Origin of the sequence: Aeoliella mucimassa (genome assembly GCF_007748035.1) — a bacterium.
GTDB lineage: Bacteria > Planctomycetota > Planctomycetia > Pirellulales > Lacipirellulaceae > Aeoliella > Aeoliella mucimassa.
Genome location: NZ_CP036278.1, coordinates 3,060,522 through 3,076,891 on the forward strand (window position 1 = coordinate 3,060,522; position 16,370 = coordinate 3,076,891).

The 16,370-nt window shown below is 54.4% G+C and carries 14 protein-coding genes; 7 read left to right on the forward strand and 7 right to left on the reverse strand.

Annotated features, from left to right (window positions below):
* The first annotated feature begins 189 nt into the window (after nt 1–189).
* The 4 genes from Pan181_RS12310 to Pan181_RS12325 all read left to right on the forward strand — a co-directional run bounded on the left by Pan181_RS12310 (nt 190) and on the right by Pan181_RS12325 (nt 5,476).
* Complete coding sequence (locus Pan181_RS12310) at nt 190–969, forward strand: hypothetical protein (RefSeq protein WP_145247117.1); 780 nt, start codon at nt 190–192, stop codon at nt 967–969.
* Nucleotides 966–3,671: a hypothetical protein gene (locus Pan181_RS12315; protein ID WP_145247118.1), complete on the forward strand. Its 2,706-nt coding sequence runs from the start codon at nt 966–968 to the stop codon at nt 3,669–3,671. Before Pan181_RS12310 ends, Pan181_RS12315 begins: the two co-directional genes overlap by 4 nt.
* A 189-nt stretch (nt 3,672–3,860) precedes the next feature.
* Nucleotides 3,861–4,754, forward strand: coding sequence for a hypothetical protein (locus Pan181_RS12320; protein WP_145247119.1), 894 nt, complete (start codon nt 3,861–3,863; stop codon nt 4,752–4,754).
* Nucleotides 4,754–5,476 carry a hypothetical protein gene (locus Pan181_RS12325; protein ID WP_145247120.1) on the forward strand — a complete coding sequence of 241 codons (723 nt, stop codon included), beginning with the start codon at nt 4,754–4,756 and terminating at the stop codon, nt 5,474–5,476. Before Pan181_RS12320 ends, Pan181_RS12325 begins: the two co-directional genes overlap by 1 nt.
* 19 nt (nt 5,477–5,495) lie before the next feature.
* Here Pan181_RS12325 and Pan181_RS12330 read toward each other — a convergent pair whose 3' ends face one another.
* The gene (locus Pan181_RS12330; protein WP_197529210.1) at nt 5,496–6,998 is read right to left on the reverse strand and encodes a bifunctional GNAT family N-acetyltransferase/carbon-nitrogen hydrolase family protein; all 1,503 of its coding nucleotides are present in this window, start codon (nt 6,996–6,998) and stop codon (nt 5,496–5,498) included.
* Between the two features lie 575 nt (nt 6,999–7,573).
* On the opposite strand from Pan181_RS12330, the gene Pan181_RS12335 reads away from it, so the two are divergent.
* The 3 genes from Pan181_RS12335 (at nt 7,574) to Pan181_RS12345 (ending at nt 9,941) form a co-directional block, all read left to right on the forward strand.
* Nucleotides 7,574–8,371 carry a UvrB/UvrC motif-containing protein gene (locus Pan181_RS12335; protein ID WP_145247122.1) on the forward strand — a complete coding sequence of 266 codons (798 nt, stop codon included), beginning with the start codon at nt 7,574–7,576 and terminating at the stop codon, nt 8,369–8,371.
* A 243-nt stretch (nt 8,372–8,614) separates the two neighbouring features.
* Nucleotides 8,615–9,499 carry an ATP-dependent sacrificial sulfur transferase LarE gene (gene larE / locus Pan181_RS12340; protein WP_231943827.1) on the forward strand — a complete coding sequence of 295 codons (885 nt, stop codon included), beginning with the start codon at nt 8,615–8,617 and terminating at the stop codon, nt 9,497–9,499.
* A 94-nt stretch (nt 9,500–9,593) separates the two neighbouring features.
* A complete protein-coding gene (locus tag Pan181_RS12345; RefSeq protein WP_145247123.1) occupies nt 9,594–9,941 on the forward strand; it encodes a P-II family nitrogen regulator in 348 nt (115 codons plus the stop codon).
* 23 nt (nt 9,942–9,964) lie between these two features.
* Here Pan181_RS12345 and Pan181_RS12350 read toward each other — a convergent pair whose 3' ends face one another.
* The 6 genes from Pan181_RS12350 to atpH form a co-directional block, all read right to left on the reverse strand.
* Entirely contained in the window at nt 9,965–11,095 is a 1,131-nt protein-coding gene (locus tag Pan181_RS12350) for an adenylyltransferase/cytidyltransferase family protein (RefSeq protein WP_145247124.1), read from the reverse strand.
* A gap of 125 nt (nt 11,096–11,220) precedes the next feature.
* Nucleotides 11,221–11,634 carry a F0F1 ATP synthase subunit epsilon gene (locus tag Pan181_RS12355; protein WP_145247125.1) on the reverse strand — a complete coding sequence of 138 codons (414 nt, stop codon included), beginning with the start codon at nt 11,632–11,634 and terminating at the stop codon, nt 11,221–11,223.
* A gap of 21 nt (nt 11,635–11,655) precedes the next feature.
* Nucleotides 11,656–13,095 (reverse strand): F0F1 ATP synthase subunit beta, encoded by a 1,440-nt coding sequence (atpD, locus tag Pan181_RS12360; protein ID WP_145247126.1) that lies wholly within the window; start codon nt 13,093–13,095, stop codon nt 11,656–11,658.
* A gap of 69 nt (nt 13,096–13,164) precedes the next feature.
* Complete coding sequence (gene atpG, locus Pan181_RS12365) at nt 13,165–14,046, reverse strand: ATP synthase F1 subunit gamma (RefSeq protein ID WP_145247127.1); 882 nt, start codon at nt 14,044–14,046, stop codon at nt 13,165–13,167.
* Between the two features lie 70 nt (nt 14,047–14,116).
* Nucleotides 14,117–15,634: a F0F1 ATP synthase subunit alpha gene (gene atpA / locus Pan181_RS12370; RefSeq protein ID WP_145247128.1), complete on the reverse strand. Its 1,518-nt coding sequence runs from the start codon at nt 15,632–15,634 to the stop codon at nt 14,117–14,119.
* Between the two features lie 93 nt (nt 15,635–15,727).
* A complete protein-coding gene (gene atpH, locus Pan181_RS12375) occupies nt 15,728–16,363 on the reverse strand; it encodes an ATP synthase F1 subunit delta (protein ID WP_145247129.1) in 636 nt (211 codons plus the stop codon).
* Nucleotides 16,364–16,370: the final 7 nt, after the last annotated feature.

Genomic DNA, 16,370 nt, shown 5'->3' on the forward strand with positions numbered 1-16,370 from the left:
GAAAGGTATTGGTCGGATTGGGTGAGCAGCTGGAAAGGTTAGCTTGAATAGGATAGTAATTGCCGACTGACGTCCTACTTAAGATGGGCAGTGCTTTGGAGCAGTCGAACGAACGCGAGCAAGTTCACTCGGCTGTGTCCCTTACTTGATAATTCGAGAACGCAAATGGATTCAGAAGAGAGTTTAAGCATGGCAGCCAAGGAGCCTTTGGCCGAAATCGATTTCTCTAGATATCGCACCGAAGACCTGGTGGACCAATTGGTGGAACTAATCAGCGTGCCCGGGGCTATTCGAAAAGTGTTGAAGACGATCGGCTGGGTCCTTTTGCTGGCAACCATTGCTTGTGGACTGATGCGTAGCTATGCCGAACTGTCGCTTCTGCCTTGGCTGGTCTGCAGCGTGTACGCGTTGCTGGCGGCCGTGGTGTTTGGAGGTGCGCTGGGAGTGCTCCGAGTGATTCGCGCAGGGCTGAAGAACATACAGGGCATCTTGGTATGTAGTCTCGATGTCACCCGCAAGGCTGCTGACGACTACCAGAAGCTTGGCAATGCCGAAGTACGTTTGCCCAGTGGGAGCGAACTTTTACTACAGGTCGAGCGCAAAGTGATCGATCCGGCGCTCCAGCGGGCGGTGCGGTCGGCATTTGGCCGGTTGGGGGGCCCGATCTCGTGGGCTTACCGGCGGACGATTGGGTCGGCGGTCTCGAGCCTGGTAACTCGACTCGGCAAAAGCAAGTCGCCTGAAGAGAGGGAAAACGAAGCGACCCGCTCGACGCTTCGTGCTCTCGCAGGGCTAAATCAGTACTCCGCGCGCATCGAGTCGTTTGCCAATTCGGCGACTGAAATGGTCGAACGACTGGGCCAGCGGCTTCGGTTCTACGCGATGTTTCCCTTGTGGGCGCTCTATGCAGTAGTATTAGGGATAGCATCGGTGCCTGTGGTCGTGATTTTGTACCTAGGAGCTCAATGATGATTCGTACCAAGTTGCAAGTACTTATCGCCCTCCCGTTTCTGATCGTTACGTTGTTGCCTGCCGCTCGTGGGGACAATGGCAGCGGCTACGTGTGGTTGGAGGCCGAAAAGGCAACGAACAAGCGAGTGACTTACAACAATTGGTACGACGACGTGAAAAAGGATTCTCTTTCGGGGGGAAGCTGGCTCACGAATTTCGATAACAACAAACAGGGAACCGCCGAGCTGCACTTCTCGATCGACAAAGCTGGGGACTATACCTTCTGGCTCCGCGCGAATCCGGTGAAGTCGCATTTGTCTTACCAAATCGACGATGGCGATTGGCAAGATGTAGATTTCTCACTCGATACTCGAGGGCAGATGAACATTGCCAGCAACGATCAACCCGATTTGCGATTTATCGCTTGGGTGAAAATCGGCAACGTAGAACTCTCCGAAGGTCAGCACTCGTTGGCCTTACGCATGGATAGCGAACTCTCCAACCATGGTGGTATCGACTGCGCCGTGTTTACTTCGGTGCCGTTCATTCCCAGTGGCATCACTAAGCCTGTGGCGATGGACGGCCCTGCGGAACCCGATGAGTGGTTTCCGGTGATGATGGATGTCGATCCGTTGTCGCCGAAGTCGATTATCGACGTGAGCGCGCTGATCGATGCTCCTGCTGGTAAGCACGGGTTTCTCAAACGCGATAAAGATGCGATGCGATTTGAGAACGATCAGCAGCCGAGCAAGTTCTGGGGAGTAGGTGCTCATCCGCTGGGGAATACCCCAGAGCAAATGGACGCAACCGCTGCTTGGTTCCGCAAGCATGGAATCAACATGGTTAGGCAGCATACCGTGATCAATGCGGTCGGGTTGTTTGACGATCAAGGGAAGCTCGATCCAGAGAGGGTCGATCGTTACGACCGGTGGTTTGCAGCACTTAAGCAACAGGGGATTTATAGCACGTGGTCGGTGGTCTACCCGCATCATGGGGTATTCCTGCGTTCGGAAGATCTTGATGATGATCTGTTTGCTGAATTGGATGCCGAAGACGCGTCGCGCGACGGTACAAAAGAGCCCATCGTATCGAACGATTACATCAACATTGATCGACGCATCCAAGACGTGGCCTGGAAGTATTTTGAGGCGATGCTGAATCACAAGAATCCCTATACCGGGCTGGCCTATAAAGACGATCCGGCGCTAGCCGTAATGGAAGTGCAGAATGAAAGTAACGTGTTCTTCTACACGTTTAATTCGCTCGTGCAGGATGGCAAGATGCCAGGGCTATCGCGCGACATGCGGAAACGTTTTCATGATTTCGTGATCAAGAAATACGGGTCGCAGGAGGATGCGGTCAAGACTTGGGGTCGTAGCATGAAGGGAGATGACTGGCAGCAGGGCGAACTCGAACTCATGGGCGCCTACCATTGGGGTAGCGATGGGCCGCTGTACGAGTACGCGGGGCAAGATCGCCGATGTGGTGATTACATCGAGTTCCTCACCGATGTTCAGCGCGAGTACTACGAGCGCCGCATTCAGCAGATGCGCGATGCGGGCTTCCAAGGAGTCACGGTTACCACCGCTTGGCGATCAGGAGGGCCTGGGGCGAGTCTTGCTAATCTGTACTGCGATGCTGCGGGCGATAGCATCGATCGGCATAACTATTTCGGTGGCGGCGAAGGTGGCCATCGCATCATGCAAGGCAACGTGAATACGAAGACCCACTTGGGAGATCCCGGGCTGGGGTTGCTTTCGGTGGGGATGTTTCAAGTGGGAGACCACCCGTTTTCGTACAGTGAGTGGTCGCATATGCCGCCGAACCCCTGGAAGGCGGAAGCAGCGCCGCTGGTCGCTTTCTATGGTCTTGGGCTGCAGGGATGGGATGCTAGTTATCACTTCATGATGAACGACACACGCATCGGCGATGGTTGGCCGAAGCAAAGCAAGTACGTAACGAACACGCCGCACTACATTGGTCAGTTCCCTGCTCTGGCGTTTGCGATCTACAACGGACATATCGCCCAAGCCGATACGATTGCCTTGCGAAGGGCGACCAGCGAGGAGATGTTCGCTGGGCGCGATGTGCTGGGGCAATCGCTGGCTGGTGGGGAACACGACGCAAAAGAGCTAGTCGGCAAGGGAGTGACCCCGCCTGCAGCGCTAGCCGCGGGACGAGTGACCATTGAGTTTGAGGAAGGGGAGTCGGAGATCTCCGGATTCGAGTCGTTGCACGACGTGGAAGCGAAGACGATTCGTTCGACCACCGGGGAACTCGTCTGGCGATATGGGGAGCGAATCGTCGAGGTCCGCTCGCCGAAAACGCAGGGAGTGATCGGATTCGCCGAGAACCAGGTGATTCGCTTGCCATCGGTAGCGGTGAAGACTTCGACTCCGTTTGTGTCGCTGCTGTTCACTCCGCTGGACAATGCGGAGCTGAAAGACTCGAAGCATATTCTGATTACCGCGATGGCTCGCGAGAAACAAACCGGCAGCGAGTTCAACGACGATTGGTCGCAACTCATCAACGAGGGCCGTCCGCCGCTGTTGATGGAGCCTGTGCAATCGCTGGTGTTGATCGCGGGCGATAAGCCGAAGAGTGTGCGCCCTGTGGATTTGTACGGGGTTCCTCGCGACGAATTGTTGCCGGTGAATGAGAATGGCACGTTCAAGATCGATGGCACCTGGCGCACTTACTATTACGAAGTGATTCGTTAGCGATGCTCCGAGGGAGGGATATTGGAGACCAGCAGGGGCAGAATAACTATCCGCAGAAGCTGGCAGATTTTTTGGAGATATCAGAACCATACTGGGGTATTGGGCGTACCAAGAGTCGGAACGAGAATAGGCGAGGCCTACTGTAGATTCACTACCTGCCCCCCTGCCCCGCCTGCCATGAAATCACCGATGCCCTTTCTCTCCCAAAAACTGGGAGAGCTCGACCGCCTATTGCGCGGCGACGCGACCCGCCCTTCGCAACTTACTAGCGACCAGCTTCAGATCTCCGCTCGCGGTTTAGCGATCGTAGCCTTGATTCTGTCGATGTTTTACGGCCTGTGCATGGGGTCGTACTCGCTACTGAAAACGCCAACTCACGGAATAGACGATCCTTTCGGCCCGTACTTACAAGTGTTGGCATCGATGATCAAAGTGCCAGCGCTGTTTGGACTTACATTGATTATCACGCTTCCGTCGCTGTATGTATTTAATGCGCTGGTCGGCTCACGGCTATCACTGCTCGGCATGATGCGTCTGCTGGTGGCTTCGCTTTCAATCAACATCACCGTGCTGGCTGCGATGGGAACGATTGTCGCGTTCTTCTCGCTGACGACGACCAGCTACTCGTTCATCTTGCTGTTGAATGTGGCTGTGTTTACGGTATCGGGCGTCTTGGGGTTGCTGTTTCTGCTGCAAACTCTCCATCGCCTGAGCGTGGTGAACTCCATCAGCAAGCTTACCGCGTTTAGCAGTCCCAGCCCGTTTGTGAATGTTATTGAAGAGCAGTCTCAAGACGAGTCTGAACTCGAGACACCTTCCGAGGAAGCTGCGACAGAACCAAGTAACAAGATCGACGATAGCGCACTCGACATGCCTGAAGGCCAAACCTTAGGGCATCATACGCAGATTGTGTTTCGTTGTTGGATTGTGCTGTTCTCGTTGGTGGGTGCCCAAATGGGATGGGTGTTGCGCCCCTTTATCGGCTCACCCGATATGCCGTTCACGTTCTTTCGGGCGCGGGAATCGAACTTCTTTACGGAAGTATTCCATACGTTGGTGAACTTCGTGCTAGGTGGTGGTTGATGTTCTCGGTACCCTTGATCTTCAAGCAGGTCCACCGACCCATCGCCCGCCTGATTCACAACGCCAACGATGTGCTTCGACGGGCCGAGTGGACCACCGACGCGGAACGTTGGCAAACCGCCCTGCCCCGGCTGGTGGTCTGCATCGTTGTGTTTGCTTTCGTCTTTGGCGCGTCGATGGGCTCCTACCGAGGTTTCACCGGGCAGTCGCAGTGGCTTCTACAGATGACCTACTCGGCGATCAAAGTGCCGATCTTGCTATGCGGGTCGTTTGCGTTGACGTTGCCACCCTTCTTTGTGTTCAGTAGCCTGGTCGGCTTGCGGGCTGGATTTGGTCCGATGGTACGAGCGTTGGCTGCAGCTCAAGCGGGGTTGGCGGTGACGTTGTCGTCGCTCGCGCCGCTAACACTAGTGGTGTATGCCTCGACGACGGAATACGACATCGCACTATTGAGCAGCGCTCTACTGTTTGGCGTCGCTGGCATTGCCGGGCAAGCGATTCTGCGTTGGCACTGTCGCCCGCTGATTGCCAGCAATCCGCGCTGGCGCAAACTGCTGGTGCTGTGGGCGACGGTTTACGCACTGGTTGCCATTCAGTTGGCGTGGCTCTTGCGGCCGTTTTTCGGTGCGCCGAATGTGCCGGTCACGTTCTTCCGCCCGCAGGCGTGGGATAATGCCTACGTGATGATGCTAAGACTGGTTTGGCGAACGTTATTCGAATAAACCGCTCCACCGAACAGGCCTAGGTGTAGATTACCTCAACTGGAACTCGCGAATGCAAGGAGTAAAGGTCGTTTCGGCGGTCTTGCAGTGGTTTGACGCTACCGAGATCTCGCTGCACAGCGAGATCGTTGAGGTCCAGTTCTGCAATGACGACCGTTTCACAGTTAGGATCGGCCTCGGCCATAATGCCGTCTTTGGGAAATGCCACGTCGCAAGGCGTACAAACGGCTGCCTGACCATAATTTACCAGAAAACTACGAACCTGAGGCAAATTGCCAACGCAACCGGCAATCACCACATAGATGACGTTCTCGATGGCTCTCGCTTGAGCACAGTAGCGAATGCGATGGTAGCTTTTGCGTTCGTCGGTAGCAAACGGAACAAACAGCACGTCGATGCCGGCTACTGTGAGTAGACGCGCTAGCTCGGGGAACTCCACATCGTAGCAAATCAAAATACCAATGCGTCCCATCGGAGTATCGAACACACGAAGCTTATCGCCAGGTTGAATATCGTAATAGTGTCGCTCGACCGAGGTGATGTGAATTTTTTCTTGTGTATAGACTTTGCCAGCCGGAGTGAATAAATGAGCAATGTTTCGCAGTTCGCCGTCTACATCAACAGGGTGTGAGCCGGCAATGATATGAAGTCCATGTTTCGTTGCTTGTTCAGTAAACAGTTCCAGGTATTTCTCGTGATATCTGGCTACCTCGCGTACCGCATGTAGCGAGTCCATATCGGGGGGGAGCATGCTGAAAAGTTGAGCGGTAAACAACTCGGGAAGCAAAAGAAAATGGCAATGGTATTCGTCGGCTGTTTCGGCAAAAAACTCTACTTGCATCACCAGCTGCTCCCAGCTTGTGATCGGCCGAATTTCGTACTGTGCCGCGCAGACACGCATTTTTCGCACCGGTCGGTTAATGGGCGAAGCCGCGATCATCCGCTTGGCAGGATCAAACGCTTTGTTTTCAAACTCCAGATAGGTCGCGTAGTTCATGCTTTCGCCATCGCTCAGGTAGGCATAGTGCACGCTCTTCACGTCATAGCCAGCCTTTAAGTGAGCCGATAAAGCCATGTCCTTCAGTTGGCCCGCTTTGACCAATTCGATGTATCTTTGTGGCGATAGCTTTTTCGAGTGTTCGGCGTAGCCTGGAATTCGCCCACCGGCTACCATACGACGCAGGTTCAAACGCTTGAGTAGTGTTTTTCGTCGTTGATAGAGCTTGCCGGCAACTCCCTGTCCACGATAGTCGGGATGAACGGCGATGTCGGAGCCATACAATGTATCGCCACTGGGATCGTGGGTGCTGAACGTGCCGCAACCGGTGATCTCGTTGTAGGAGTACCAAGGGGAATCGTCATCCAGCAGCACGATCAGCGACGTAGAATACCCGGCTATTTTCCCATCGATCTCGGCCAGAAACTGTCCCTCAGGGAACGTGTCGAGTTGCATCTCGAGCTTACGTGAGTCGCTTAAGCTATCACGGTCAATGTGAGGATACGCAGCATTTTGACACTCCACGATGCTGGGGATATCCGATTTTTTCCATCGTCGAACCTTGATATTTGAAGATGTTTTGGCCATTTACTATCGCAGACCTGTGGTTTCTGGAGATCAATCAAAAGCAAGCATTGTATGCGTTATTGGCAAGAAGCGTGAAGTTCAAAGTTCGCTTAGATGTTCTGCAACATTCTCGGTGGGCAGCACCTAGTCAGTTGGGAAGGCTAGCCATTGCTTGAAAACATCTGTTGATTTCAGCCTTGGATCAATGAGATGATCGTGCAGGTGTAACCACAATGCGGGGAAGATTATCATTTCAAGCAATTACTTCTGTCACTAGCTGAGAGTAGCGAAGAATCCACTCGCCTAGGTGACTGTTGTAAGGTAGTCGTGAGTAGTTTCGGCGACACCTAAAACCAGCCAGGTAGCCGAAAAATAAGTAGCTAGCGATCAGGAAAACTTGAGAAAGGACATGATTCTTGTACAAATCGCCTTTGGTCGAGTGGAGAAGAATCCGCTATAATTTACGACCATTTATAGGGCATTTGTCCGCTTGTTTTAGCTTGTTTTGCATCGCTGTTAACTGAGAGCCCGCCGTGTCGCCCGATATTGATCCGATTCTTCGTGACTGGGAATTCCTGCCAGACGATGTCACGGTTCGTTCCATTACGACTGAAGCCGGGGAAGAACGGATTCAGCTTCGCCTGGAGCTTGGAATTCTTCAAATGTACGTCGATGGCCGCCCGGATGGAAAGAGAATTCACGATTGCGAATCGTGGCTCGAGTATCACCAAAAACAACAGCTAGCTCATGACCAACAGAATCCCGATTCTGCGAGGTACTTGCTTCAACCCGAAGACTGTGCTGAACTACTGCGAGAAGGCGTGCAGTATTATCATCGATATTTGAGTTTTTGGCATTTGGGACGTTATGAACTGTGTGCACGCGATACCACACGCAACCTCCAGTTGTTTGCATTTGTGAGAAACCATGCAAAGCATGATCGCGACAAACTACAGTTTGACCAATGGCGTCCTTATGTCACCATGATGCATGCCCGTGCTGTCGCCACCCCACTGGCGGATTTGGAAGAGTGGGAAGCAGCGATCCATGTGATCGACTCGGGTATTCGTGGGCTGGAGGAGTTTCTCGTGGACTACGGGCAGGAGGAACACGCCGATCGGTTGAGCGAATTGCAGTTCTTACGACGGTGGAGAAAAGACCTACTTTCTAAGAGTGGAGAAGAAAGCGACGAGGACGAATCGGGAGACCCAGTCGACCAAATCCGCCAGCAACTTGAGCAGGCGATTGCCGAGGAACGCTATGAGGAAGCTGCAGAATTAAGAGACCAATTGCGGCAATTGCAGGATCCTCGCCCTCCCCATCTGCCGTAGTGCGCACAGCAAACATCGAATCACGCAGAAGTTCCATTTCGATCTTATGTGACGCTTCTGTTCTGGACGTTTAGATAGCAGAATAGTAGTGAAAAGCATCGATTCGTGTTTTTTGGTTGAGACTAGCTGTTATTTTTCTAACATTTAGGTTTAATTGCTCTAATAGTATCACGTATCGCACGCAGCCAGGCTTTACTGGACCCTCTCATTCAAGGCAGATTCTGCAACAGGAGGTTTAGGCCCATGCCAGAGCGAAGTTCCTTAGAGTTTGAAAGGCAATCTGTCGCGACTATGGTAAACGCTGATTCTATTGCTCCGGAATTGCTCGCTGAGCGGTTGCTCAACCACATCGTTGAGTACGAAAGCTGTGCCATTGCCTATTCTGGCGGTGTTGATAGTGCTGTGGTAGCAATCGCTGCCAAGATTGCTCTCGGTGAACAGGCCATTGCTATTACTGGTGTTAGTCCTTCTCTGGCCGAAGAACAACTTGCTAATGCACGCGAAGTTGCATCAAAGATCGGCATCGAACATGTCGAAGTATCGACTTCAGAGATTAACGACCCGGCCTACGTTGCCAATGCTCCCGATCGGTGTTTTCACTGTAAGTCAGAGCTTTACCGCGTGATGGGAGCTTACGCTGAAGCTCATGGAATAAAGACTCTAGTGAATGGAACCATTCTAGAAGATCTTGGGGACTATCGCCCTGGCCTTGTTGCTGCCGGAATGGCCACGGTGCGCAGCCCGCTGGCGGAGTGTAAGCTCGACAAGAATGCCGTGCGAGCATTGGCGCAGTACTGGAACTTGGAGGTATGGGATAAACCGTCCAGCCCATGCTTGGCTAGTCGAATTGCCTATGGACAGGAGGTAACTCCTGAGCGACTCAAAATGATAGACAAGGCTGAACAAATCCTACATCAACTTGGCTTGCGTGAGTGCCGAGTGCGTTACCACGAAGGTGACCTCGCACGCATTGAAGTACCTACAGATGCGATTGCTGAGTTGTGCGAGCGAGAACTCATGGAATGGCTGGTACAAGAGTTTACCGAAATCGGATTCCGCTACGTTTCCCTTGATTTGGCGGGTTTTCGATCAGGGAGCCTCAATCTAGGACTCCCCGTTTTGCAATAGTAGCAAGGTGCCGTTGGCATCTCCCCCCTCAGGTGGATAGAATAGTGCGAATAGCACTGCCTCAAATTCCCCACCACTCTTGTTTTCCCTCCCTATGAAACTCATCCTTGCCATTATTCAGCCGAGCAAACTGGAAGACGTAAAAGCCGAACTTTCTGAGGTGGAAGTAGTACGGCTTACGATCATGGATGTGCAGGGATTCGGGCGGCAAAAAGGGCAAACGGAAGTCTATCGCGGCCACGAGATTTCGGTGAACTTGCTCCGCAAGGTGCAACTGCAAATCGCCGTGAACGAAGACTTCGTGGAGCCAACCATCAACGCCATTATTCGTGGTGGGCGTACCGGCGAAACTGGCGAGATCGGTGATGGCAAGATTTTCGTTTTGCCGATGGATGATTGCATCCGAATTCGCACGGGGGAACGAGGCCCCGAGGCCATTTAGGCCGGCCTTGGATTACGCGGCGTCTAGTTTCGCACTTTGATCCGGAAACTGCCTGGTAAGTCTTCTTCGGTAGCAACGAAGATGTAACCTCCGCCACAGCCGCTGGTAATGCGGCCGTATCCTTGGTTGTTGTACGAATTCAGGATGCTGTCGATCTCAGGATTCGTCGTTTCTGGCAATAAGTCACGCCAGGCATCGTGGGTTGCCGTCATGCTTTTGCCAAAAGCTCGGATGTCCTGCTGCACAATTGCTTCGTAGCACCGTCGACCTGCATTCCCGAGTCGTCGAACGATTTCAGGCAGCAAATGCCGTTGTCTCAGGGGATCGTAGCCGTCCGGACGTTCAAAGAGGGGGACAATAGCCAGCGATTGCTCCAACCAATCACAAACCTCCTGGCTTCGGCACGTTTCAATATGGTGTGGCCAGTATTCTCCATCGTAGTCGAGTCGATTTATGCCAGCGTGGGTGAGCCCGATCGCGTCTTGGCTTCCGGCCACGTACTGGGTGCCGGGAGGGTTCTCGTAACCAAACAGCAAGCGAGCCAGTTCGCCATGATCATCTGTCGTGGTCCCCATCGCAGCAAGCTTCTGCCAGTGTTGGCGCGTGCTGGTGGCCATGCCGCTGCGGAGGCTGAAGTCCACCGTCGGTTCAATCTGAACCACGACGGCCGAGCCGGGGGCGATTTCGCTGACCCACGGCTGATCGATCCAGCCGCCAGCCAGGCAAAGCCGGTATGGCAGGTTCAGCGTCGCCTTGATGCCGCTTGATGAGCGTGCCGGCAGACCTTCCTTCGGGGTGCGTGGTAGCTCGACAAACTCTACTCCAAGTTCTTCGCACAGCGCCCGTTTCGCTGGAGTGGAGCCATCTTCGTTGACCACAAAGTAGTCGGGCTTTAGTTCGCGTAAGTCGGGCTCGAAGTCGAGCATCCCGCTGCCCGATGATACTCTGGCGTGAGAGACGTGGGAGATCGACTGCACGATGTAGAGTCGCTCGTCCTGGCTGAATTTGGGAGCATGCCCCTTGAGCAAGCGGATGTTGTCATCTGAGCCGATGCAAACGTGGAGTTCGCCGTACTTGGCTGCGGTTTCGAAGAAGGCGACGTGGCCTGCATGAAGCAAGTCGTAACAGCCGCTCACTAACACTTTTTTAGGCATGGTGAAAGCTCGGACGAGAGTGAAACTGCCGATACTCCAAGATACCCAGCATACGCCGCAGCGCAAACAGTCCGCACTGTTTGCTGTGAGAACGCGAGATCAGATAAGCAGCAACGAATCGACGACTACTTGCTGGCCAAGCGTTTTTGGGCGCGGGCCTGCAGGATCAGGCGGTCGCGAATGGCCATTTCTTCGTCATTCGAAGGTTTGCGAGCAATGGCGTCGACAAGCTGTTCGTCAGCGCCTACCAGATCGATTTGATCGGTGGCCAGTGCCCGATTCGTGAGAATCGAGACCACGTTGTCCTGTACTTGGACAAACCCACCATCCACGTAGTAGACGGTGGTTTCGCCGCCGAATCGAAAGCGAAGTGGTCCATATCCCAAACGCCCGATCATGGGAGCATGCAAACGGCCGATACCTTTCTCGCCATCAAACAACGGAACAGCCACAAACTCAGCCGTAACGTCCAGTACGGTCGTTTCGGGAGTGACTACTACCAGTCTTAAGTCGTTTGAGCTATTTGACAGATCAGCCATCTGAGCACCTTATCCTATCGTTTACTTCTGCGACTTCTTCCACTGCTCTTCTGCTTGTTCAATTGGGCCGACATACATGAAGGATTCTTCGGACAAGTGATCCCATTTACCGTCGCAGATCTCTTCGAAGCTACGAATGGTGTCGTCGATGGTGGTGAACTCACCCGACTTACCGGTAAATACCTCAGCGACGTAGAACGGTTGCGACAGGAATCGCTCGATACGGCGGGCGCGATGCACCACTTGGCGATCTTCTTCGGAGAGTTCTTCGACACCGAGAATCGCGATGATATCTTGCAGTTCGCGATAACGTTGCAGGGTGGTTTGCACGCGACGGGCACAGTTGTAGTGGCGGTCGCCAACGTACTGAGGGTCGAGAATACGGCTCGAAGAAGCCAGCGGATCCACGGCCGGATAAATACCCTTTTCCGAGATCGAACGTTCCAGGTAGATGAACGCGTCGAGCTGACCGAACGCAGTTGCAGGGGCCGGGTCGGTGGGATCGTCCGCAGGGACGTAAACCGCTTGCACCGAGGTAATAGCACCCTTGCTGGTCGAAGCAATACGTTCCTGCAAGGCACCCATTTCGCTGGCCAGGGTCGGTTGGTAACCCACGGCCGAAGGCATACGTCCGAGCAGCGCGGATACTTCGCTACCCGCTTGCGAGAAGCGGAAGATGTTGTCGACGAACAGCAGCGTGTCGGCGCCCGACTTGTCGCGGAAGTATTCGGCCATGGTCAGTGCCGAGAGGGCAACGCGAAGACGCGATCCTGGCGGCTCGTTCATCTGACCGAAAACCATGCAGGTTTGGTCAATCACGCTCTTGCCGGTGTTACCAATCTTGGCTTCCTGCATTTCGAGCCACAGGTCGGTACCCTCACGGGTGCGTTCGCCCACGCCGGCGAACACCGAGTAACCACCATGCTGGGTGGCGATACGAGCAATCAGCTCGGTGAGAATAACGGTCTTACCCAGACCAGCACCACCGAACAGACCTGCCTTACCACCACGCACGAAGGGGGTGAGCAAGTCGATCACTTTAATACCGGTTTCAAACACCTCGGTCTTGGTAGCGAGGTCTTTCAGCTCAGGGGCTTCGCGGTGAATGGGCCAGATTTCGTCGGCCGCCACTTCGCCACGGCCATCGACAGGCTCGCCAAGCACGTTGAACACGCGGCCGAGGGTGGCTTCGCCTACGGGAACGCTCACAGGCTTTCCGGTGTCGACGCATTCTTGGCCACGAATCAGGCCGTCGGTCGATCCCAGTGCGATGCACCGAACGCGGCCACCACCGAGGTGCTGTTGCACTTCGCCGGTGAGGTTGATCTTTACACCTTTGTTATCGGCTTCGATCTTCAAGGCGTTGTAGATGGCCGGCAGCTTATCTTCATCGAACTCCACGTCGAAGGTCGAACCGATAACCTGAGTGATGTGACCGATGTTTCCCGTGGCTGTGGACATAATGCTTTTTGTTAGTTAGCAGAAGTAAAATGTGATTTGTATTGTGGACTGATGGGGGGTGACCGGGGCTTAGCTCAGGGCTTCGACGCCGCCGATTAGGTCCATCAGTTCCGAAGTAATTCGACCCTGGCGGGCGCGGTTGTATTGCATGCTGAGCTGTTTGATCAGTTCGCCAGCATTCTCGGTGGCTCCCTTCATCGCAACCATGCGGGAGATTTGCTCGCTTACGGCCGTGTCGAGGAAGCACTTGAACAGCTTAATGCGGAAGCTCGTGGGTACGACTTCTTCCAAGATACTCTCGGGCGAGGGAAGGAAATCGTAGAGCGTCGAGCTGGCTGCTTCCGCGGGTTCGTCGCCGCCGGTTTCGAGTCCCCCCAGTGGAAGGAGCGTTTCGATGGTGACGACTTGCTTCGAGGCGCTCTCGAACGAGGTGTACACCACGTCCAAGCGATCGAGCTTGCCAGCTGCGTACTCCTCGAGGTAGCGATTGGCAATCATCTCGACTTCGTCGTAGCTCGGGCGATCCTCGAACTGCGTGTAGCTTTGAGCCAGGTCGATGCGGGCCTGTTTGAAGCCGTTCATCCCACGCTTGCCGCTGACCTCGACACGCACGTTGCTGATCTGTTCTTTCAGCAATTTGTAGTGTTGCACACCCGCGCGGGTAACGTTGCCGTTGAAGCCGCCGCAGAACCCTCGATTGGCCGACAGCACCAGAATCGCAGCGTTCTTGGTCTCTTCCCGCTGCTCGAGCAAGGGATGTTCGACCGACACACCAGCGTTCACGAGATCCCGAACCAGCTTCATGATCTGGTTAGTGTAGGCCGTGGCGGCGTGAGCGCGGTCCATCGCTTTGCGGAACCGGGCCGTCGCGATCAATTCCATGGTCCGCGTAATCTTGCGGATGTTCTTGATCGACTTGCGCCGTTTGTCGAGTTCGCGAGGGTTAGCCATGAATCAAAGTAGGGTTGCGGTTGAGGTTGCCGAGTCGAGAGAGGTAGCAAAGCGAGCCTTTCCGTTTGGGTTAGGCGTGCTTCGACTCCCACTGTCCTTGGAACTCTTTGATCGATGCTTCGATCATCTCGACAATGTCGTCGTCCATCGCTTGACGCTCGACCAGAGCATTGCGAACCTCTGGCTTCTGGTCGCTCATGAACTTGACGAAGTCGTTTTCCCAATCGGCAACGAGATTCACATCGATCTTGTCGAGGTGCCCCTTCGTGCCTGCGTAAATGACGAGCACTTCGTCAATCACGTTCATCGGTTGGTACTGACCCTGCTTTAGCAGTTCGACCATGCGATAGCCGCGGTCGAGACGGGCTTGAGTGGCGGGGTCGAGTTCGGTACCGAGCTGGGCGAACGCTTCGAGTTCGCGGAAGGCGGCCAAGTCGAGACGCAGACCGCCGGCCACTTTCTTCATGGCCTTGATCTGAGCAGCACCACCCACACGAGACACCGAAATACCAGCGTTCATAGCAGGCTTCACGCCAGCAAAGAACAGGTCGGGTTGCAGGTAGATCTGACCGTCGGTGATCGAAATCACGTTCGTTGGAATATAGGCCGACACTTCGCCTTCGAGCGTTTCGATAATCGGCAGCGAGGTCAGCGAACCACCACCCAGGGCATCCGACAGCTTGGCCGAACGTTCCAGCAAACGGCTGTGGCAGTAGAACACGTCGCCTGGGAACGCTTCGCGTCCGGGGGGACGACGCATGAGCAACGAAAGCTGACGGTAAGCAACCGCCTGCTTGCTGAGGTCGTCGTAAACAATCAAAGCGTGCTGGCCGTCGAACATGTATTCTTCGGCCATCGCGGTGCCCGAGTAAGGGGCAATGTATTGCAGCGGGGCAGGATCGCTTGCACCAGCGACAATCACGGTGGTGTAGTCCATCGCACCCGATTCGCGGAGCTTCTCGATCACGCCGGCGACGGTCGACTCTTTCTGACCAACAGCAACGTAGAAGCACTTCACGCCGCTGTCGCGTTGGTTGATGATGGCGTCGATCGCCACGGCGGTCTTGCCGGTCTTGCGGTCGCCGATGATCAACTCACGTTGACCACGACCAATCGGGGTCATGGCGTCGATCGCTTTGATACCGGTTTGCATCGGCTCGCACACGGGCTGACGCTCAGCAACACCAGTGGCAATCACTTCCACAGGGCGACGCTTGGTGGTGTTGATCGGTCCCTTGCCGTCGAGCGGGTTTCCCAACGGATCGACCACCCGGCCGAGCAGTCCATCGCCGACGGGGACGCTCAGCAGTTGACCTGTACTGCGAACTTCTTCTCCCTCGGAGATGTCCAAATAGTTTCCGAGAATAATCACACCAACCGAGTTTTCTTCGAGGTTGAAGGCAAGTCCGTTCACCCCATTTTGAAACTCGACCATTTCGCCAGCCATCACGCCGCTCAGGCCATAGACCTGGGCGATACCGTCGCCCACTTCCAGCACACGGCCGACGTCGCGAACATCGAGCTGCGAGTCGTAGTTGGCAATCTGTGCCTTAATGACTGACGCGATTTCGTCACTATTGAATTTCATCTTTGGGAGGCTCCAGCATTCGCTTGACGCAAATGGAAGTTATGGTCGTTGATTATGTTATAGGACTGCCGAGCTGCAAGGTTCGCAGCCGGCTTAGTCCGCAGCAAACCGCTGAGGATTGGTTTCGATGGCTTCAATCGCATGCTCAAGCATATGGTGGCGAGCACGTTCGAGCGTGGTTCGTACTGAACCATCGAAAACCGTGTCGCCAATCTGAACGATCAATCCACCGATCAAAGAGGGATCGATATGAACATGGAATTCCGCCTCCATGCCAAATCGATTCTTCAATACTTCACTGAGGTCGGCCTGCTGTTTCGCGTCGAGTGCTTGCGGCACATAAACACGAACTTCGTGGCGGCCGATGGTTTCCCCGTAGAGCTTGTGAATGGCGTGCAGCACCGTGTGCAACGAGCCGTTGCGGTGGTTCTGCGATAGGGTCTTCAGTAGATTCACGACAGGTGCCGATGCCCGGCCCCCCAGGACACCATCAATCAACTTCACTCTCTCGTCGTGCGAGAGAAAGTCGGAAGTCAGGTGATAGTTAAACTCGGGGAACTTCTTGAGCACATCGGTCACCAGCGAATCTAACTCTTCAACCAGGGCGGCCTGGTCCATCGATTCGGTAGCCGACAGAAACGCCTTGGCGTACGTGCGGGCGAGTTGCTCCTGGCCAACGTCCACGATGGCTTCGGCACTTTCGATGTTTGTTGAGTAGGGTGAAGACATCACCAGT